We start from the raw sequence: 19,706 nt of genomic DNA on the forward strand, positions 1-19,706 counted from the left end.
CGACCCGCCGGGGCCGCCGGCCGGCATCCCCCACGCCGGCCGGCGGACGTCCGGCCCCGACGCCCGGCCCCGCCCCAACCCCCGCCCCAACCCCCGCCCCTTGCAACCGCACCCGCGTCCGGGGCATGCTGCGCCGGGGCAAAGCGGAAGGATCATCATGTCGGTGGACAAGCGGACGCTGGTGACAGCGGTGCTGTGTGCTGTGGCGGCCCTGGGCGCCTCCGCCGCGGTGGCCGAGCTGGTGCCGCCGCCCGAGGGGGCTCCGTCCGTGCGGGCGAAGGCCGGGCCGACGGGTTCGCCGACCGCTCCGTCGCGTTCGCAAGCGGCGAAGCCTCAGCTGTCCACCCCGCCCGGGGGTTCGCTGCCGCCTGCCGTCACCCCCCAGCCCGGGGGGCCCGCGGCCTTCACCGGGGCCCTCTTCACGAACGGTCTGGACAGCGACCACTTCTGCACCGCCACCGTGGTGCACAGCCCGGGCAAGAACCTGATCATCACCGCCGGGCACTGTCTGCTCGAAGGACAGCAGGGGTCCGGCACCGCCGTCTTCGCACCCGCGTACGCGAACGGGCAGGCCCCGTACGGCACGTGGAAGCTGGAGGAAGTCTTCGAGGACGACCGATGGGCCGAAGGCACGGACGACGACTACGACCTCGCCTTCGCCCGGGTGGCCCCCGACGCCAAGGGCCGCACCATCGAGAGCGTGACCGGCGCGGCCGTGCTGGACACCAGCGGCCGGGCGGGCGAGGAGGTCACCGTCACCGGTTACCCCGCCGACCGCAAGGTGCCCCGTACGTGCACGGCGGTCGCCGTCCGCGAGAGTGCGACCGAACAGCGCTTCGACTGCGCGGACTTCCCGGGCGGCACCAGCGGCAGCGCCTGGATCGCCCCTGACGGAAAGATCATCGGCATCCTGACGGGCGGCGACACCGACGACGTGTCGACCAGCACCGTCCTCGGGGACTACGCGGCCGCGCTGTACGCCAAGGCCACCGCCGCCAAGCGCTGACCCCACGCACCGGCTCCGGCCGACTCGGCAGACTGGTCCCCGTGCAGAAGACGATCGAAGACATGGCCCGCCGCCTGGTCGAGGTGCCCGGGGTCGTCGCCGTCCTGCTCGGCGGCAGCCGGTCGCGCGGCGAGCACCGGCCGGACTCCGACTGGGATCTCGGCGTCTACTACCGCGGCGCGCTGGACCTCGCCGCGCTGGGCGCGCTCGCCGGCCCCGGGGTGGAGGTGGCCGGACCGGGCGGCTGGGGCCCGTGGGTCGACGGCGGCGCGTGGCTGACGGTCGACGGCGTGGCGGTGGACTGGATCCTGCGGGACGCGGACCGGGTCGGGCGGATCTGGGAGGACTGCCGCGACGGCCGGTACGAGGTGGGCGTGCAGGCGGGGCACCCGCTCGGGTTCTGGTCGCCCTGCTACGCGGGCGAGGTGGCGCTCGGCCGGGTACTGGCCGACCCGAGCGGTGAGCTGACGGACCTCCGGCGGCGGACGGCGGACTACCCCGAGGCGCTGCGGCGGGCGCTGACGGCGGGTGCCTGGGAGGCGGAGTTCCTGGTCGCCGCGGCGGTGAAGGGGGCGGCCCGGGCGGACGTGCTCCACGTCTCGCTCTGCCTGTCCCGGGCGGTGGGCGTGCTGGCGCAGGCGCTGTACGCCGAGGACCGGCGCTGGTGCCTCAACGAGAAGGGCGCGCTGGCCGTCGCCGGAACCCTGCCGGCCGCGCCGCCCGGCTTCGACCCACGGGTCCGCGCCCTGCTGGGGGCGCCCGGCGCGACGGCCGAGCGGCTGGGGGCGACGGTGGCCGAGGCGCGGCTCCTGGTGGAGGAGACCGTCGCCGCACTACGGGCCCGCACGGACCCCGCGGTCACCCCCGCGGTCGACCCCGCGGCGTCCACCTCAGCGACCCCCTGATCCGGCCGCTACGCGAGCAGCCCCAAGTGGACCGGTTCCGCCGGGGCGTTCGCCAGGAGGTCCGGCAGGCGCGGTGGCCACAGCGGTTCGCCGAGGGTGGCCAGGTGCTCCTGGGGCAGCCACTGCCAGTGGATGCCGGGGTACTCCAGCACCGGCTCGCGGCGCGGGCCCGTCGTGAGGTAGATGTGCTCGTGCTGGCGGACCGGGATCCCCTGGTGCGTGAAGTCGTGCTCCCAGGTGCACAGCAGCCGCCCGGGCTCCAGGTCGGTCCAGCCCGTCTCCTCGCGCAGTTCGCGCCGTACGCACTCCTCGGGGCTCTCGCCGGGGTCCATCCCGCCGCCCGGCGGCAGCCAGTGGATGCCGACCTCCACGTTGTCCTCGCGGAAGAGGAACACCGACCCGGCGGGGGACAGGATGACAACACGCGCTGCGTGACGTGGAGTTCGCATCGACCCAGCGTACGCCGGTGATCCCGGCCAGGGGCAGGTGCTGCGCCGCGGCCGGGGACGGGGCCGGGGACCGGGGCCGGCGCCGGGCGGGCCGCGCGCGCCGCCGGGCAGCAGCCGGCCGGGGTGCCGATCACCGGAGTGGACGCGAAGCCGCCGATCCCCGACCGGAGGGGGTCACCCGGGCGGGGCCTGCGGCCCGGGCGCGAACCGTGGTGGCCCAGGCCGATGGCGCTCCCCACCCCGGCGGGGAGCGGGAGCGCTCCTTGACGTCCGGCGAATCGGCGCCTTCCGTGCACGCCGACAGCCCTCGGCACCAGGCCTGACCGCGGTACGCACCGGCTCCGGACGGCGGCCCGACGGTACGGGTCCCCTTCCCGACGGCAGACCGACGACGGCAGGGCAGCGTTCAGCCGCGCCGACGACCGGCTGCTGTACGGTCGGTTCAATGAGCAAGCACCGCCGAGCCCGCTCCCGCTCCCGTACCCGCACGCCCGCCCGACCCCGTAAGACGTCGGGCACGTCCCGCCGGGTGGCCCTCGCCGCCACCCTCGGCCTGGTGACCTTCGCGGCGGGCTGGGTGTACGCCCTCGACCAGAAGGCCGCGGGCAGCGCGCCGCCGGCGCGGGCGGACCACCGGCCGCCGGCGGCGGACCGCGCGGCGCGCGACGCCCACCGCGACGCCCGCGGCGACGCCGTCCGGGACCCCCTCCAGGGCCTGTCCGGCATCAGTGAGCAGACGCGGGCGCAGATCCCGGCCGAGTCCCGTCAGCTCATCCTGGTCACCGGCCAGGCCCCGGACTCCTCGGAGGCCACCGCCACGCTCTACACGCGCCCCGCAGCCGGCTCCGACTGGGCGCGCGCCGAGAGCTGGCCGGCCCGCAACGGCGCGAAGGGCTGGTCCACGGCCGCTGAGCGCACGTACGGCGACCTGACCTCACCGCAGGGCGTGTTCGCGCTGACCGACGCGGGCGGCCTGCTGGCGCCGCCGCCCGGCACCCGGCTGCCGTACGACAAGGACCGTGCCTTCGTCGCCTCGGGGCGCGGGGTGAACGGCGAGTCGCTGGCGGGGTCCTTCGACTACGTCGTCGCCATCGACTTCAACCGCCGGCCGGGCCGCTCGCCGCTGGATCCGGTCAAGCCGCAGGGCGAGGAGAGGGGCGGCAACATCTGGCTCCACGTGGACCACGACGGTCCCTCCCAGGGCTGCGTCGGCATCCCGAAGGAGGCGATGAAGAAGGTGCTGGAGACCCTCGATCCGGCGGCGAAGCCGGTCATCGTGATGGGTCCGGAAGGCTTCTGACCGGATCGGCGGCCGGAGCCGCGGCCCCTGCCCCTGCCCCTGCTCCTGCCCAGGCCGGGCGGCGGCGGTCCCGGAGCAGCAGCCCGATGTAGACCAGGTCGAAGACGCCGCACATGAGACCGAGCCCGAGGATGAAGGGCGAGTCCTCCAGCACGCCGAACAGCAGGGTCGGGGCCAGCGTGCCCAGCCACTTGGCGACGGCGATGGTCGGGGACTGCCCGCGCGGCCCCTGCCGGGCGGCGTAGAGGCCGATGAACAGGCCCGACATCAGCAGGTTCTGCAGGAACGCCGAGTAGCGGGAGGCGTCGTGCGCGCCGAAGTGGGCGAGGAACAGCCCCTGCACGGCGAACCCGGCGGCGAACACCAGCACCGACCAGGCGGCGAAGAGCGGCCGGGTCACGAACCGCGGCAGCTCGGCCCGACCGAACCGCAGGTAGGTGGAGATGATCATGATGTCGGCGGCCGCCCACACCACGTTCACCACACCCTGGGGGGAGACCCCGGTCGCGAAGTCGCGGACGGCGTAGACCGACTCCCAGGCGAAGTTCAGCGCTAGCGCGGCGAGGGGCATCGCGTACGTCCGGTCGCGCAGCCCGACGCGGATCGCCTCCACGTACACGACGGTCCAGGCGATCCCGCTGACCAGCGTGAGTATGAGATCCATCCGCCGCACCCTAAGCGGTCTCGTAGCTCTCGAACCAGTGGGTGTCGAAGTACCGGGCCGTCGAGAAGGGGTGCTGCCGGTCGGTGAGCAGACGGTGGACGAACTCGGCGGTCGTCCCGTCGAACCGCCGCCACGAGTCCGGGACGTCCTCCTTCACGAGGATGGGCCACCGGTCGGGGTCCGGGCCCTCGGTGAGCCAGAAGAACTGGTCGGCCTGTTCGGAGCTCGCCCACTCCAGCAGCCCGCCGGGGACCGGGTACACCTCGTACGGCTCCCACAGGCCGCTGTCGTGCGCCCTGGCCCACTCGCCCAGCCGCGCGGTGTGCAGGACGATGTCGTCACTCTCGAACTCGGCTCCGGGCACGCGGAGCTGGAGGTAGCCGTCGAAGGCGCCGTGCCCGAACAGCTCGGCGAGCCGCTTGTAGTCGCCGGGCAGTGCGCTCCCGATCCGGGCTTCGACCGCCTCCCAGTCGACCGTGCGGGCGCGGGTCGTGTCCCATCCCGTGACGGCGACGACTCCGTCCACCCAGGACGTCACCTCCGCCGGGTCCGCCGCCGGGACCTTCCGCTCAGCGACCAGCGCCACGAGCCGTACGCCGTCGTCGAAACGGGCGGCGCCGCAGCCGATCCACCGGCCCGCGTGCGCCCACGCGCGCATCTCCACGATCCGCGCGCCGAACGGGGCCAGCAGCGGCAGGCCGGTCCGCACGCTCGCGGTCGGATCGGCGTACCCGCCCGTGGCGAGGTCGCGCGGCTGTCCGTACCGCCCGCTGAGCGCCTCCTGGATCGAGTCGAGGTCGTTCTCGTCCGAGAGCGGCAGGCACACGTGTCCCGCCGGGTGTCCCGCCTCGTCGCACACCAGATCGCCCGTTCCCGGCCAGGTCAGGTGGTGGACGGCCGAGAGGAGTTCTTCCTGTTCGTTCATGACGGGCATTGAAGCGGACGGCACTGACACCGGCGCCGGCACCGGCACTGACACCGCCGCCGGCAGGGCCGGACCGGTCGACCCCCTTGCCTGACGGACCGTCAGCTACGACGATGGCCCGGCACCGATATGACGAAACCGGCGGACGCGGCAGCCGAAGCCGACGGAGCAGACGACTAGTCGAAGGCGAGGCGGGTCCGCCATGGCGCGCGTGTTTCCGGAAGGTCGGCTGGTCTACGGGATGCAGCTCCCGGTCCAGTCGCAGAGCACCATCTACGCCGAGCCCTGGGAGGCGTCGGCCACCGCCGCCGATCTCGCCGAGGTGGCGCGGGCGGCCGACCGGGCGGGCTTCGGGTACGTCGCCACCTGCGACCACGTCGCCATCCCGCGCCGCCTCGCCGGACCCATGAGCACCGTCTGGTACGACCCGGTGGCCACGTTGTCCTTCCTCGCGGGCATCACCGAGCACGTGCGCCTGCTCAGCCACGTCGCGATCCTCGGCCTGCGCCACCCGCTGATCAGCGCCAAGCAGTACGCCACCCTCGATCACCTGTCCGGCGGGCGGCTGATCCTCGGTGTCGGCGCCGGGCACGTGCAGGAGGAGTTCGAGATCCTCGGCGTGGACTTCGCCCGCCGCGGAGCCGTCCTCGACGAGACCCTCGACGCGCTGCGGGCGGCGCTGGGGCCCGAGGAGTACCCGCGGTTCGAGGGCGAGCTGTTCGCCTTCAAGGACCTCGGCCAGCTGCCGCGGCCCGCCCAGGAGCGGATCCCCGTCTGGGTGGGCGGCTCCTCGCCCGCAGCCGTGCGGCGGGCCGCCGTCCGCGGCGACGGCTGGCTCCCGCAGGGCGATCCGCGCGACAGGCTCCCGGCCCAGATCGCCCGCATCAGGGAACTCCGGGAGGCGGCCGGGATCGCCGGGCCCATCGAGTTCGGCGCGATCACCGAGCCGCTGTACGTCGGCGAGCCCGGCTGGGACACCGGCCGCCGCACCCTCACCGGGAAGGCGGAGGCGCTCGCCGAGTCCCTCCGGGAGTACAAGGCGCTCGGCGTCGACCAGATCCAGGTCCGGTTCCGCAATCGCGACCGCGCCGAACTCGTGGACCAGATCACCGCTTTCGGGGCCGAGGTGGCCCCGCTCCTCAACGACTGGGAGTCGTGACCATGGGCAAGCTGGACGGGCGCGTCGTGATCATCACCGGCGCCGCACGCGGGCAGGGCGAGCAGGAGGCCCGTCTCTTCGCCGCCGAGGGGGCCAAGGTGCTGCTCGGCGACGTGCTGGACGAGCAGGGCGCGGCCGTGGCCAAGGAGATCGGCGAGGACCGGGCCCGGTACGTACGCCTCGACGTGAGCCGCGAGGAGGACTGGGCCGGTGCGATCGCCGCCGCCAAGGAGGCGTTCGGCCCGGTCGACGGCCTGGTCAACAACGCGGGCATCCTGCGCTTCAACGAGCTGACCGCGACCCCGCTGGAGGAGTTCCAGCAGGTGGTCCAGGTCAACCAGGTGGGCGCCTTCCTCGGCATCAAGTCGGTCGCCCCCGAGATCGAGGCGGCCGGTGGCGGCACGATCGTCAACACCTCCTCGTACACGGGTCTCACGGGCATGGCCTACGTCGGCACGTACGCCGCGACCAAGGCGGCCATCCTCGGCCTGACCCGGGTGGCCGCGCTGGAGCTGGCGGGCAAGGGGATCCGGGTCAACGCGATGTGTCCGGGCGCCGTGGACACCCCGATGGCCAACCCCGGCCTGCTGGACCCGGCGAACATGACCGACGAGGCCAGGGACGCGATGGCGGAGCTGTACAAGCGGGTCGTGCCGATGGGGCGGGTGGGGCGGCCGGAGGAGATCGCGAAGCTCGCCCTCTTCCTGACCGGCGAGGACTCCTCGTACATCACCGGCCAGCCGTTCGTGATCGACGGCGGCTGGATGGCCGGCGTCAGCATCCTCTAGACACCCTCAGCTCGGTCATATCTGATGGAGCGTCAGCTATTGACGCTCGGCCCCCGCCGATGGAACAGTCGAGGCATCGAATCTGACGCAACGTCAGAAATCAAAGGACGGTGAACCCCCTTGGAATTCGGGCTCTTCGTGCAGGGATACGTGGCCGAGTCACGGTCCAAGGTCGACCCCGAGGCAGAGCACAAGGCGCTGATCGAGGAGACCGAGTACGTCATCCAGGCAGACAAGTCGGGCTTCAAGTACGCCTGGGCCTCCGAGCACCACTTCCTGGAGGAGTATTCGCACCTCTCGGCGAACGAGGTCTTCCTCGGGTACCTGGCGCACGCCACCGAGCGGATCCACCTCGGCTCCGGCATCTTCAACCCGCTCGCCCCGGTGAACCACCCGGTGAAGGTGGCCGAGAAGGTCGCCATGCTCGACCACCTCTCCAAGGGCCGCTTCGAGTTCGGCACCGGCCGCGGCGCGGGCAGCCACGAGATCCTCGGGTTCCTGCCCGGCATCGAGGACATGAACGGCACGAAGGAGATCTGGGAGGAGACCATCGCGGAGTTCCCCAAGATGTTCCTCCAGGAGGAGTACGAGGGGTTCCAGGGCAAGCACTGGTCGCTGCCGCCGCGGAAGATCTTCCCCAAGCCGTACGGCAAGGCGCACCCGGCCATGTGGTACGCCGCCGGGTCCCCGTCCTCGTACGCGATGGCGGCGAAGAAGGGCCTCGGGGTCCTCGGCTTCAGCGTCCAGAAGGTCTCGGACATGGAGTGGGTGCTGGAGCAGTACAAGACGGCGATCCAGGAGGCGAAGGCCATCGGCGCCTTCGTCAACGACAACGTCATGGTCACCTCGACCGCGATCTGCGCCGAGACCCACGACAAGGCCGTCGAGATCGCCGTCAACGCCCACATGAACCGCTTCCAGTCGCTGGTCTTCCGCTACCACGACACCTTCCCGCGGCCGGAGGCCATCCCGCAGTGGCCGGAGCTGCTGCCGGAGTACAACGCGGAGATCATCGAGCTGCTGATCGCCGAGGAGCTGCTGATCTGCGGCGACCCGTCGGAGGTCCTCCAGCAGTGCAAGCGGTGGGAGCGGGCGGGCGCGGACCAGCTGTCCTTCGGCCTGCCGACCGGGGTGTCGTACGAGGACACGATGACCACGATCAAGCTCATCGGCGAGCACGTGATCCCGGCGATCGACACGGACCCGGTCCACCGCACCACGCGCTTCCGCCAGGCCGTTTAGGCCCTGTCGCGCCGTGACCGGCAGGATCCACCGGGTCGCGGCCCCCGGCACCGCACCTCGCCGCGCTGTCGGACCGCGTCGGCACGTCCCGCGCGGGCCGCGGCCCTCCGCCTTGCGGTGCACCGCGCTTGGGCACCTCCCGGCGTCAGCCGGGGGAACGCCGCGACCCGGCACACCCCTCCGGCCACGGCACCGGCACGTGGCTCCGGCAGGGGGGCGGGGCCCGCGGAGCCCGGGCCCGGCCCCGGGGCCCCAGTACGGGGGCGGCGTCTTCCCGGACCGCCGTCCCGCACCCGCCCCGGCCGGGCGGCCACCGGCCGGGGCGCGGGGGCTCCGCCCTGCGGGGCGCGGGGGCGCTGCGGGGCGGAGCCCCCGAACCCCCGCGCCTCGAACCCCCGCGGGGTCCGGGGCGCAGCCCCGGCAGCGGCGGCGCACCTGCCACCGCGTAGCGCAACGCAACGGAGAAGGGACGTCATGCTCGACCACCTGATCAGGGGCGCCACCGTCGTGGACGGCACCGGCGCCCCCGCCCGCGTCGCGGACATCGGCCTGCGCGACGGCCGGATCGCCGTCATCGCCGCGCCCGGCACCGTCACCGAAGAGGCCCGCACCAGTGAGGACGCCACCGGCCTCGTCCTCACCCCCGGCTTCATCGACCCCCACACGCACTACGACGCCCAGCTGTTCTGGGACCCGTACGCCACCCCCTCCATGAACCACGGCGTCACCACCGTCGCCGGCGGGAACTGCGGCTTCACCCTGGCCCCCCTCAACCCGGCCCGCCCGGAAGACGCCGACTACACCCGCCGCATGATGAGCAAGGTCGAGGGCATGGCCCTCAAGGCCCTGGAGGAGGGCGTCGACTGGACCTGGTCCACCTTCGGCGAGTACCTCGACGCCCTGGAGGGCCGGATCGCCGTCAACGCCGGCTTCATGGTCGGCCACTGCGCCCTGCGCCGCCACGTCATGGGCGAGGCCGCCGTGGGCGGGCAGCCCACGCCCGGGCAGCTCCGGCAGATGGTCGACCTCTTCCACGACGCCATGAACGCCGGCGCCTGGGGCCTGTCCACCACCCAGTCCTCCACGCACTCCGACGGCGCCGGCGCCCCCGTCGCCTCCCGGTACGCCGGGCGCGACGAACTCCTGGCCCTCTCCGAGGCCGTCGCCGCACACGAGGGCACCCAGCTGGAGGCGATCGTCGCGGGCTGCCTCGACCAGTTCTCCGACGAGGAGATCGACCTCTTCGTCGAGATGAGCGCCGCCGCCGGACGCCCCCTGAACTGGAACGTCCTCACCATCGACGCCTCCGTCCCCGAGCGCGTACCGCGCCAGCTGATCCCGAGCGAACGCGCCCGCAAGGCCGGCGGCCGCATCGTCGCGCTGACGATGCCGATCCTCACCCCCATGAACATGTCGCTCGGCACCTTCTGCGCTCTCAACCTCATCCCCGGCTGGGGCGAGATCCTCGCCCTGCCCGTCCCCGAGCGGATCGCGAAGCTGCGCGAGGCGGACGTACGGGCGCAGATGCTGCGCCGCGCCGACAGCAAGGAGGCCGGCGTCTTCCGCCGCCTCGCCAACTTCGGCCGCTACGTCGTCGGCGACACGTACAGCAAGGAGAACGAGGGCCTCTCCGGCCGGGTCGTGGGCGACATCGCGGCCGAGCGCGGCCAGGACCCCTTCCACTGCCTGGTGGAGATCTGCGCCAACGACGACCTCCGTACGGTCCTGTGGCCGATGCCGACCGACAACGACCCCGCCAGCTGGGCGCTGCGCGCCGAGACCTGGCAGCACGAGGACGTCATGCTCGGCGGCTCCGACGCGGGCGCGCACCTGGACCGGATGTGCGGGGCCCCCTACACGACCCGCTTCCTCGGCGACTGCCTGCGCGGCCGCAGGCTGGTGCCGCTGGAGCAGGCGGTACGGATGCTCACCGACGACCCGGCCCGGCTGTTCGGGCTGCGCGAGCGCGGCCGCATAGCCGAGGGCTACCACGCGGACCTGGTGCTGTTCGACCCGGAGCGCATCGAGGCCGGTCCGGCGACGCTGGTCCACGACCTGCCCGGGGACAGCCCGCGGCTGGACGCGCGGGCCATCGGGATCGTCTCGGTACGGGTCAACGGCGTGGAGACCATCCGCGACGACGAGGTGACGGGCGCGGTTCCGGGCATCGTGCTCCGGTCGGGCCGGGACACGAGGACGGTGAGCACGCGGTGACCGGAGCGCAGAGCACCGGAGCGCAGAGGCTCTTCATCGGCGGCGAGTGGGTGGAACCCGACGGCGGCCACTACGAGGTGGTCGACCCGGCGGACGAGTCGGTGGCCGGGCTCGCGCCCGAGGCCTCGCGCGCCCAGGTCGAGGAGGCGGCGCGGGCCGCGGCCGAGGCCTTCGGCCCGTGGTCCCGTACGAGTCCGCAGGAGCGGGCGGCGATCCTCGACCGGGCCGCGGACATCATCCAGCGGGAGTTCGAGCCGTGGGCCGCCTTGGCCCGGGCGGAGACGGGCGCGCCCACGGGCATCGCGCGCGGGATGCAGGTCGGCGTCGGGGTGGCGCGCTTCCGGCGCTACGCGAAGGGCGCTCTGGAACCGGTGGAGCGGGGTCTTCCGCCGCAGGTCACCGAGGCCGGGCCGATGGGGAAGGCGAGCGTCCTCGGGGCCTTGGAGGTACGTCAGCCGGTCGGTGTGGTCACCTGCATCACCTCGTACAACAACCCGTGGGCCAACCCGGCGGGGAAGGTCGCCCCGGCCCTGGCCATGGGCAACACGGTGGTGGTCAAGCCGGCCCCGCAGGACCCGCTGTCGGTGTTCAAGATGGCCGGGGCGCTCGCGGAGGCGGGGGTCCCGGCGGGCGTGGTCAACGTCGTGGGCGGGCAGGCGGTGGAGATCGGCGAGGCCGCCGTGGACTCCCCGTACGTGGACATGGTGTCCTTCACCGGCTCCACCGGCGTCGGCCAGCGCATCGCGGAGGTCTGCGGCCGGACGATGAAGCGGCAGCTGATGGAGCTGGGCGGGAAGGGCGCGGCCGTCGTCCTGGAGGACGCCGACCTGGACGCGGCCGTGATGGGGATCGGGACGACCTTCTCCTTCTACTCCGGACAGATCTGCACGGCTCCGACGCGGGTGATCGTGCACCGCTCGGTCTACGGGCAGTTGGTCGAGAAGCTGACCGGCTACCTGGCCTTCATGAAGGTGGGCGACCCGAGGGCGCGGGGCACGGTGGTGGGCCCGGTGATCTCGGCGGCGCACCGGGACCGCGTGGAGTCGTACGTCGAGCTGGGCCGCAAGGAGGGGGCGCGGATCGCGTACGGCGGCGAGCGCCCGGTCGTCGGGGACGGCCGCGGTTTCTACGTGGCGCCGACGCTGCTGGTGGACTGCACGAACGACATGCGTGTGGTCCGGGAGGAGATCTTCGGCCCGGTCGTCGTGGTCGTGCCCTTCGACGGGGGCGAGGACGAGGCCGTCGAGCTGGCCAACGACAGCGACTTCGGCCTGATCAGCTACGTGTGGTCCGGGGATCCGGCACGCGCGTTCCGCGTGGCGCGGCGGCTGCGGGCGGGCGGGGTCGGCGTGAACACCATCGGCCGCAACATGGAGGCGCCGTTCGGCGGCTTCAAGCGGTCGGGCGTGGGCCGGGACGTGGGCTCGTACGCCCTGCACGCGTACAGCGAGGTGCAGTCGATCGTCTGGCCGGGCTGAGGGCTGAGGGCTGAAGGGGGCGGGGAGGATTTTTCCCCCGCCCCACCTCTCAGTCCTTCTCTCAGTCCTTGTAGTAGTCGGTGAGGACGCAGCCCTTCACCAGGGCGGGTTCCTTGCGGTAGCCGCTCGGCGGGTTGAACCCCGCGTGGCAGTTCAGCATGAGCAGCCCGCTCTGCGGGGAGAGCAGGGCGCTCATGGCTTCCTCGCTCTCGGATCCGGTGGCGAAGTCCTGGCCGATGATGGGCCCGCTGTTGACGTTCTTGCCCTCTTCGCCCTTGTCGACCTCGGCCTTGTAGGCGGTCTGGAAGGCCTTGGCGTCCTTGATCATGAAGATCGAGGTGGCGTTGCGCCGTCCGCAGTAGCCGCGCTCGGTGACCGAGAAGGTCGCTCCGTACTTGGCGTCCGGGGCCTCGCTCGAGTTCTTCTCGGGGCTGACCTGGTCGCACTTGGTGAATCCGTTGATCAGGCGGGCGGCGCCGGCCATGGAGCCCGCCTTGGGCAGTCCCTTGAAGCCGGTGCCGCTCTTGGGGGCCGAACCGTCGACCCCGCCGTTCTTCTGCGGGACGCCCTCGTTGCCTCCGCTGATGCCGCCGAGAGCCGGGTTCTCGCTCCCGTCACCTCCGCAGGCGGTGAGGGTGAGGAGAGCCGTGACGGCCGTGACTGTGGTGACCAGTGACTTGATGCGCACGGCTGGGACTCTAGGGCGATGATCATGAGCACGGCAAGCCGCCGGGCGGGGAGTGGCGGCGGTCACACGGGAAAATTGAAAGGAGTGCAAAACGGACAAGGCTTCGGTTTCCGCATAACGGAACCCCGTGTTCGGCGACTGTCGAACCGAGGCTGGATCCTGGGGTGAACCTTGTAATGCGAGCTCGCGGGCGCCCTCGATCTCAGGATTCCAAGGCGCCCGGCGGCTTCCTGGTGCGGACTTATGTCCTCCAGATATGGAAAACGTAGCGTCTAACGTCCTGACCCATGACTCAGCTGGACGTTCGGCCTCAGGTCGCAGACACGGTTGGCGGCGTCGCCGAGGGCGAGGGCGACGTCCGCGGCAAGGGCCTCGGCAAGGGGTCCGTCGGACTGGTGGGAAGCGCCGTCATCGGCGTCTCCACCGTCGCCCCCGTCTACTGCCTGACCTCCACCCTCGGCTCCACGGCCGGCGAGGTCGGCGTCCAGATGCCGGCGGTGTTCCTGGCCGGCTTCCTCCCGATGCTGCTGGTCGCCTTCGCGTACCGCGAGCTCAACAAGGCCGTGCCGGACTGCGGCACCTCCTTCACCTGGACCGTCAAGGCCTTCGGCCCGCGGATCGGCTGGATGTGCGGCTGGGGGCTGGTGATCGCCACGATCATCGTGCTCTCCAACCTGGCCGGTGTGGCCACCTCCTACTTCTGGCTGCTGGCCGGCGAGATCACGAGCGATCCGTCGATCGCGGCCCTGGACGACGACAAGCTCGTCCACATCGCCACCTGCCTCACCCTGATCGCCGTCGCGACCGCCATCAGCTACCGGGGCATGACGGCCACCAAGGGCGTCCAGTACGCGCTCGTCGGCCTCCAGCTCCTCGTGCTCGCCGTATTCGTCGCGATGGCCTTCCAGAAGGCCTCGGCCGGCACCTTCGACACCGGCCTGGACTTCTCCTGGTCCTGGATGAACCCCTTCGCGGTCGAGTCCATGGCGGCCTTCACCGCCGGACTCTCGCTCTCGATCTTCATGTACTGGGGCTGGGACGCGTGCCTGGCGACCAACGAGGAGACCACCGGCTCCACCAAGACCCCGGGCCGGGCCTCCCTCATCGCGATGGTCGTCCTGGTCGGCTCCTACCTGGCCACCGGCATCGCCGCCCAGATGGCCGTGGGCGCCGGCGGCGAGGGCCTCGGCCTCGCCAACGAGGAGACCTCCGGCAACGTCTTCGCCGCCCTCGCCGGTCCCGTCATGGGCCCGGTGCTCGGCATCCTGCTCTTCGTCGCCGTCCTCGCCTCGGCCGCCGCCTCCCTGCAGACCACCTTCATCCCGGTGGCCCGTACGGTCCTCGCCATGTCCACGTACGAGGCACTGCCGGCCTCGTACGCCAAGGTCCACGAGCGCTTCAAAACCCCGGGCCGCGCCACGGTCGTGGCGGGCCTGGCCACCGGAGCCTTCTACACGGTGATGACCCTGGTCAGCGAGAACGTCCTGACCGACACGATCTTCGCGCTCGGCCTGATGATCTGCTTCTACTACTCGCTGACGGCCTTCGCCTGCGCCTGGTACTTCCGCGGCGATCTGCGCCGCTCCGCCCGCGACCTGTTCTTCAAGGGCGTCTTCCCGTTCCTGGGCGGTCTGCTGCTGGCCGCGGTCTTCTTCAAGACCCTGTACGACGCCTGGGACCCGGCCTACGGCTCCGGCTCCACCATCCCCGGCCTGGGCGTCGGCAACGTCTTCGTCATAGGCGTCGGCCTGCTGGCCCTGGGCCTGGCCATCATGTTCGTCACCGAACGCCGCAGCCCGGCCTTCTTCCGCGGCGAGGTCCTGACGAAGTCCACCCCGGCCCTGGTGGTCGAGGACTGACCCGGGACCGACCCCACTCGCCCCCGCCCCACTCATCCCCGCCCCACCCGCCGAGTCGTCCCCGCCGCGCCGCCGCCGTCCCGCTCCCACGCGGGGGAGCGGTGACCCGAGGTGCGGCGGAGTCGTTGGGCGGGGCATGAATGCCATGAAGCGCACCCTTTCCGCCCTGGTCCTCACCGGCGGCGCCGCCCTCGCACTCACCCCCGCCGCCGCCCACGCCGACGAGCCCGCCGTCCAGGCACCCCCGATCACCCAGCGCGTCGGCGAGATCGTCGACCACCCGGCCCAGACCGTCCAGGACGCGAAGACGGCGGTGGGCGTGACCGCCGCGGCGGCCGGTTCCGCCGCGGGCGCCACGGAGACCTCCCTCGCGGGCACCGGCACGGCCCTGTCCGGGCTCCCCAAAACCCCGAAGGTCGGCTGACCCCAGCCGGTGCGGGTGACCTGGACCAGCGGGCTCCCGCGGGGCGCCGCCGGGCGGTCGCCGGGAACGACCGGCCGGCGACCCGGAGGGTGAGCGCCGGGTCCCACGCCGCGCGGCGGCGCCCCGCCCGCACGGGCGCGCCGCCGTCCCGTACTCCCCCGGCTACCGCCGGGTGGGCCCCGGCCCCCGTCGCCGCGGGTGGCCGGGCCGACCGGCTTCAGCCTGCCGCCGACGGCGGCGCTGGACCGGCCCTTCGCGGGGGACCTGAGCGTGAGCCCGGCGCCGCACGAGGAGGCGGCCCAGTCGCGGTTCCGGGCGGCCGGGCGGCCGGGCGGCCGGGCGGCAGTGGAGCGGCCGCCCGTCAGCCCCCGGTGCGCGAGCAGAGCACGAGCCGGTAGCCGTCGGGATCCTCGACGGTGACCCCCCACTCGTCCCAGTGCGTGGACGTGCCTCCCCCTGCCAGCCCCGTGTAGTGGGCGGATAAGCTCCGCCTGCCCGTACATCCTGTGGTGGTCACAGGGCCGGGCCTGCTTGAACCTGGGGGGTTCATGAGATTGCTGCCATTGGGCGGACGAGTGCGCAAGAGACCGGGGCGGGGCAGGGCCGCACTTGCTTCCGGAGCCCTGCTGCTCGGCGTGCTGGCATCGTTCACCGGCCAGACCGGTGCCGTTGCCGCGGCGCAGCCGCCCGCGGCCACCGCTTCACCGCAGCCCGGCCCCGACGCGGGTGCCACCGCCGCCGCCGGGCCGCAGCCCGGGGCCGCGCCGACGGCGGACCCGACGGCCGCCCACGAGGCCGCCGTGCGTTCGCTCCAGCAGAGCGGTACGGCAGGTGCCTGCCCGGCGGCGCTCCAGCCGAGCACGGTGGTCAACTGCTCGGTGGAGGCGAACACGACGGGGTCCTTCCAGATCACGCTGTCGCGACCGGACGTGGTCGTGCTCCAGCTCGTCTCATCGCCCGGGATCATCCGGCCCAAGCTGATATCGCCCGGTGGCACCGCGGTGACGTGCGAGCACGTGCTGGGTGCCGGCGACTACGCGTTCGGAGCGGTCCGCTGCCCCGCCGCTCAGGCGGGCACCTACACGGTGAAGGCCGAGAACGGCACCGGCTCGCAGACCCAGATCTGGGTCTCCTACCTGCCGCTGCTCTCCTCCACCACCTGCAAGGCGGTCGCCCCCGCCGACCGCAGGCTCGGCGCCCCCACGGTCTTCCAGGGCTCGCTGCCGGGCGGCTCGGCGGGTGACTGCTACGCGCTGGACCTGGCCGCCAACGACGTGCTCCGCGGCTACACGTCCTCGAAGGACATGCTGCAGAGCGTCTACGACGCCACCGGCAAGCAGCTCTGCGTCACCACGCACGTGTGGCCGGACACCGAGAGCGTTCCGCTCGACTGCAAGCTCACCGGGACCGCGCCGTTCCGGGTGATGGCGGTGCGACCCGACGGCGCGAGCCAGGCCTACGACCTCACCCTGGCGCGGCTCTCCAGGCCGGAGGGCTGCGCGGTGGTGGAGCCGCTGGCGTTCGAGGTCTCCCCGGACCTGAGCTCCACGGTTCGCTGCCGCACGCTGCGGGCTTCCCAGGCCGCCTGGCACGCCTTCGGCCCGGTCGCCTCCGGTACGGCTCCCTCCGGGACGCTGTTCACGGCCGACGGCGCGGCGACCGCGCGCGACTGCGCGTACGGCGGCTGCGAGCTGACGGCAGGCGACCACACCTGGGCGGTCGATCCCAAGACCCCCGGCACCAGCGCGTACGGCATGGCCTTCCACTCCGCCAAGGAGACCCGGGGCTGCACCGCGACCCACGACAACGGCCTCGTGGCCGGCCCGGTGACCGGCACCTTCGGCGGACCCGGGCAGAAGCTGTGCCTGACGCTGCCGACCGCCACCGGGAAGGGCGTGTACCTGCTCAACCGGACGCCCGCCGCCGGCAAGAGCGTCGATGCCGTGGTGTACGACGCGTCCGGCGCCAAGCAGTGCGAGTACTCCGGGTACCACCCGGTCTGCAAGTTGACCGGTACCGCTCCGTTCCGGGCCGTCCTGACCGGGGCGCCGTCCCAGGCGTACGGGCTGGCGATCCACCGGACCGGCGAGGCCGCGGGGTGCGCCGCCTGGCCGCAGACCGGTTTCGACGGATCGGTGGGAGTGGAGGTGCCGCTGACCGCGGACAGGCTGCAGTCCTGCCTGAGCCTGCCGGCCGACAAGCACTCCGCCGCCGAGATGCTGCACTATTCCGCGCCCCTGAACCGGGAGTGGGCGACCTTCTACGTGGCCGACGCCGCGGGCAACGTCGCGTGCGCCGGCGGCTCGGTCCTCACGTGCTCCCTCACGCCCGGCGCCCCGTACACCGCCGTGCTGGTCGGGCAGGCCGCGGACACCCACAAGCTCGCCCGGCGTGACGTCTCGGGGACGGCGAACTGTCCCGCGTCGGCTTCGACGAAGGTCGGCGGCCAGTTCACGCCCTTCGACCTGACCTCGGCCCTCGACGCCCGCTGCCTGCGGGTGAGCGGCGCCGCCACGGACAAGTTCTGGCTGAGCGCCCGGACGGCCGGGGGGAAGGACGACCCCTCGGCGACGCTGCAGGTGGTCGACGCCAACGGCAAGCACATGTGCCGGCAGTACACCGTGTCCTGCCGGGTCACCGGCTCCACGTCGTACGTCGTGCTCGTGCACACCACGGGCTTCCAGGGCAAGCCGATCCACACCGATGTGGACACCTGGAAGGTCGGCACGTCCGCGGGCTGGGCGCAGGAGTGCACCGCGAACCGGATCTCGGTCGAGGGCTTCCCGTCGCGCAGCGGCGTGCTCACCGAGTCCTCCACCGCGTACTGCGCGGTGGTCGACATGAAGCCTTCGCAGAGCTTCGCCGTCAGCGGGCAGAGCATCTCCAATGACACCGGCAGCTACGCGACTCCTGAACTGAGCCTGCTGAGCGGCCGCAAGTGGGAGGGCTCCGGCTCCGAATCCGGCTACCAGTGCGACGGCGGCTTCGGCAGCCGTTGCTCCGCCGCCGGCGACGCCGAGGCGGGCCAGGCCGTCCTGATGCTGAGCGCCGGCAAGACGGTCGTGCCCGTCGAGTACACGATGCGGGGCTCCTGCGTCACGGGGTGCACCGGCCAGCAGCCGACCCCGTGGGTGTCCGGGATCAGCCCCGCGAGCGGCCCGGCCGGGACGTGGAACCAGGCCGTCATCCACGGGACGGGCCTGACCCTCGGCATGGAGCTGATGCTCACGCCCGGTGATACCCCCTACGGCACGGGTCCGTTCATGAGGTCGCTCTCCGTGAGCCCCGACGGGACCTCGCTCAAGGTCCTGGTGGACACGACCGGCCTGGCGCCGGGCCAGTACGACGTGAGTCCCGTCGTCGGGCACAGGCTCCCCAAGGCGTACACGGTCACGGCGGCGGCCACCGCGGCGAAGAGCCGGTTCGTGCCGATCACGCCCTCGCGGTTCCTGGACACGCGTGAGGGCGTCGGTGCCACGAAGGCGCGGGTCGGTCCGGGCGGTGTGGTGACCCTCTCGGTGGCCGGTGTGAAGGGTGTTCCGGCGAGCGGGGTGACCGCGGTCGTGATGAACGTGACCGCCGTGTACCCGACCGAGGCCGGGCACGTGATGGTGTACCCGAACGGGCAGCCGAAGCCCTCGGTGTCGAACCTGAACTTCTCGGCCGGGCAGATCGTGCCGAACCTGGTGACCGTCCCGGTCGTCAACGGGAAGGTGGACCTGCGCAACAACGCCGGTTCGGTGGACCTGATCGCCGATGTCACCGGCTATTACACCGACAAGGCGGACACCGGTTCCGCTCTGACGCCGATCACTCCGGCCCGGTTCCTGGACACGCGTGACGGTGTCGGCGCCACGAAGGCGCGGGTCGGTCCGGGCGGTGTGGTCACCCTCGCGGTGGCCGGTGTGAAGGGCGTTCCGGCGAGCGGGGTGACCGCGGTGGTGATGAACGTGACCGCCGTGAACCCGACCGAGGCCGGGCACGTGACCGTCTATCCGAACGGGCAGGCGGCTCCCGGGGTGTCGAACCTCAACTTCACGGCCGGGCAGATCGTGCCGAACCTGGTGACCGTCCCGGTCGTCAACGGCAAGGTGGACCTGCGCAACAACTCGGGCTCGGTGGACCTGATCGCCGACGTGACGGGCTACTACTCGGCGAACGGGTCGACGTTCTCGGCGGGCCCGCCGGTGCGGCTGCTCGACACCCGTGACGGGACCGGCGCCCGTGCCGGTGCCGTGGGCCAGGGCGGGATCGTCAGCCTGCAGGTCGCCGGGGTCGAGGGCGTGCCCCTGACCGGGGTGACGGCGGTGGTCCTCAACGTCACCGTCACCAACCCGACCCAGGACAGCCACCTCATCGTCTACCCGCACGGGGCCGCGCGTCCCGGCGTCTCCAACCTCAACTACCGGGCGGGGCAGACCGTCTCCAACCTGGTGGTCGTGCCGGTGGTGGACGGCCGGGTGACGTTCTTCAACAACGCGGGGTCCGTCGATGTGATCGCCGATCTGAACGGCTACTTCACCTCCTGACGACGGGCAGGGATACGACGGGGGCCCGGCCGATCGTGAGATACGCCCGGCCCCCCGGCAATTACCCGGCGGGCGG

General features: G+C 72.5%; 16 protein-coding genes. 11 read left to right on the forward strand and 5 right to left on the reverse strand.

The annotated features are described in order from the left end of the window. The first annotated feature begins 157 nt into the window (after positions 1-157). Both ACFCZ1_RS11365 and ACFCZ1_RS11370 read left to right on the forward strand, forming a co-directional pair. Complete coding sequence (locus tag ACFCZ1_RS11365; protein ID WP_376678139.1) at positions 158-1,006, forward strand: trypsin-like serine peptidase; 849 nt, start codon at positions 158-160, stop codon at positions 1,004-1,006. A 62-nt stretch (positions 1,007-1,068) separates the two neighbouring features. Beyond that, positions 1,069-1,911, forward strand: coding sequence for a DUF4037 domain-containing protein (locus ACFCZ1_RS11370; protein ID WP_376678253.1), 843 nt, complete (start codon positions 1,069-1,071; stop codon positions 1,909-1,911). Positions 1,912-1,919: 8 nt separating this feature from the next. Here ACFCZ1_RS11370 and ACFCZ1_RS11375 read toward each other — a convergent pair whose 3' ends face one another. After that, positions 1,920-2,360: an NUDIX hydrolase gene (locus ACFCZ1_RS11375; protein ID WP_376678140.1), complete on the reverse strand. Its 441-nt coding sequence runs from the start codon at positions 2,358-2,360 to the stop codon at positions 1,920-1,922. Between the two features lie 445 nt (positions 2,361-2,805). Here ACFCZ1_RS11375 and ACFCZ1_RS11380 point away from each other — a divergent pair, with 445 nt between their 5' ends. After that, positions 2,806-3,660, forward strand: coding sequence for a L,D-transpeptidase family protein (locus tag ACFCZ1_RS11380; RefSeq protein WP_376678141.1), 855 nt, complete (start codon positions 2,806-2,808; stop codon positions 3,658-3,660). Here the strand turns inward: ACFCZ1_RS11380 and ACFCZ1_RS11385 are convergent. Together ACFCZ1_RS11385 and ACFCZ1_RS11390 are read right to left on the reverse strand one after the other, a co-directional pair. Continuing rightward, entirely contained in the window at positions 3,632-4,324 is a 693-nt protein-coding gene (locus ACFCZ1_RS11385; RefSeq protein WP_376678142.1) for a hypothetical protein, read from the reverse strand. The two genes, ACFCZ1_RS11380 and ACFCZ1_RS11385, sit on opposite strands and share 29 nt — an antisense overlap. A 10-nt stretch (positions 4,325-4,334) precedes the next feature. Continuing rightward, positions 4,335-5,249, reverse strand: coding sequence for a hypothetical protein (locus tag ACFCZ1_RS11390; protein WP_376678143.1), 915 nt, complete (start codon positions 5,247-5,249; stop codon positions 4,335-4,337). Positions 5,250-5,451: 202 nt separating this feature from the next. Here ACFCZ1_RS11390 and ACFCZ1_RS11395 point away from each other — a divergent pair, with 202 nt between their 5' ends. The 5 genes from ACFCZ1_RS11395 to ACFCZ1_RS11415 all read left to right on the forward strand — a co-directional run bounded on the left by ACFCZ1_RS11395 (position 5,452) and on the right by ACFCZ1_RS11415 (position 12,130). Next, the gene (locus tag ACFCZ1_RS11395; protein ID WP_376678144.1) at positions 5,452-6,408 is read left to right on the forward strand and encodes an LLM class F420-dependent oxidoreductase; all 957 of its coding nucleotides are present in this window, start codon (positions 5,452-5,454) and stop codon (positions 6,406-6,408) included. A 2-nt stretch (positions 6,409-6,410) separates the two neighbouring features. Continuing rightward, positions 6,411-7,196, forward strand: a complete 786-nt coding sequence (locus ACFCZ1_RS11400) for an SDR family NAD(P)-dependent oxidoreductase (protein ID WP_376678145.1) — start codon at positions 6,411-6,413, stop codon at positions 7,194-7,196. 120 nt (positions 7,197-7,316) lie between these two features. Beyond that, positions 7,317-8,438: an LLM class flavin-dependent oxidoreductase gene (locus ACFCZ1_RS11405; RefSeq protein WP_376678146.1), complete on the forward strand. Its 1,122-nt coding sequence runs from the start codon at positions 7,317-7,319 to the stop codon at positions 8,436-8,438. 474 nt (positions 8,439-8,912) lie between these two features. Continuing rightward, positions 8,913-10,652, forward strand: coding sequence for an amidohydrolase family protein (locus tag ACFCZ1_RS11410; RefSeq protein ID WP_376678147.1), 1,740 nt, complete (start codon positions 8,913-8,915; stop codon positions 10,650-10,652). Continuing rightward, entirely contained in the window at positions 10,649-12,130 is a 1,482-nt protein-coding gene (locus ACFCZ1_RS11415; RefSeq protein WP_376678148.1) for an aldehyde dehydrogenase family protein, read from the forward strand. The genes ACFCZ1_RS11410 and ACFCZ1_RS11415 overlap by 4 nt, the downstream gene beginning before the upstream one ends. Before the next feature lie 61 nt (positions 12,131-12,191). Here ACFCZ1_RS11415 and ACFCZ1_RS11420 read toward each other — a convergent pair whose 3' ends face one another. Further along, the gene (locus ACFCZ1_RS11420; protein ID WP_376678149.1) at positions 12,192-12,818 is read right to left on the reverse strand and encodes a hypothetical protein; all 627 of its coding nucleotides are present in this window, start codon (positions 12,816-12,818) and stop codon (positions 12,192-12,194) included. Positions 12,819-13,105: 287 nt separating this feature from the next. Here ACFCZ1_RS11420 and ACFCZ1_RS11425 point away from each other — a divergent pair, with 287 nt between their 5' ends. Both ACFCZ1_RS11425 and ACFCZ1_RS11430 read left to right on the forward strand, forming a co-directional pair. Further along, a complete protein-coding gene (locus tag ACFCZ1_RS11425) occupies positions 13,106-14,677 on the forward strand; it encodes an APC family permease (protein ID WP_376678150.1) in 1,572 nt (523 codons plus the stop codon). Positions 14,678-14,822: 145 nt separating this feature from the next. Beyond that, entirely contained in the window at positions 14,823-15,101 is a 279-nt protein-coding gene (locus ACFCZ1_RS11430; protein WP_376678151.1) for a hypothetical protein, read from the forward strand. Positions 15,102-15,462: 361 nt separating this feature from the next. Here ACFCZ1_RS11430 and ACFCZ1_RS11435 read toward each other — a convergent pair whose 3' ends face one another. Continuing rightward, positions 15,463-15,618, reverse strand: a complete 156-nt coding sequence (locus tag ACFCZ1_RS11435) for a hypothetical protein (protein ID WP_376678152.1) — start codon at positions 15,616-15,618, stop codon at positions 15,463-15,465. Positions 15,619-15,676: 58 nt separating this feature from the next. Between ACFCZ1_RS11435 and ACFCZ1_RS11440 the strand changes: the two genes are divergently transcribed. Next, a complete protein-coding gene (locus tag ACFCZ1_RS11440; RefSeq protein WP_376678153.1) occupies positions 15,677-19,630 on the forward strand; it encodes a hypothetical protein in 3,954 nt (1,317 codons plus the stop codon). Positions 19,631-19,706: the final 76 nt, after the last annotated feature.

The sequence above is a fragment of the Streptomyces sp. NPDC056224 genome (genome assembly GCF_042267665.1).
GTDB lineage: Bacteria > Actinomycetota > Actinomycetes > Streptomycetales > Streptomycetaceae > Streptomyces.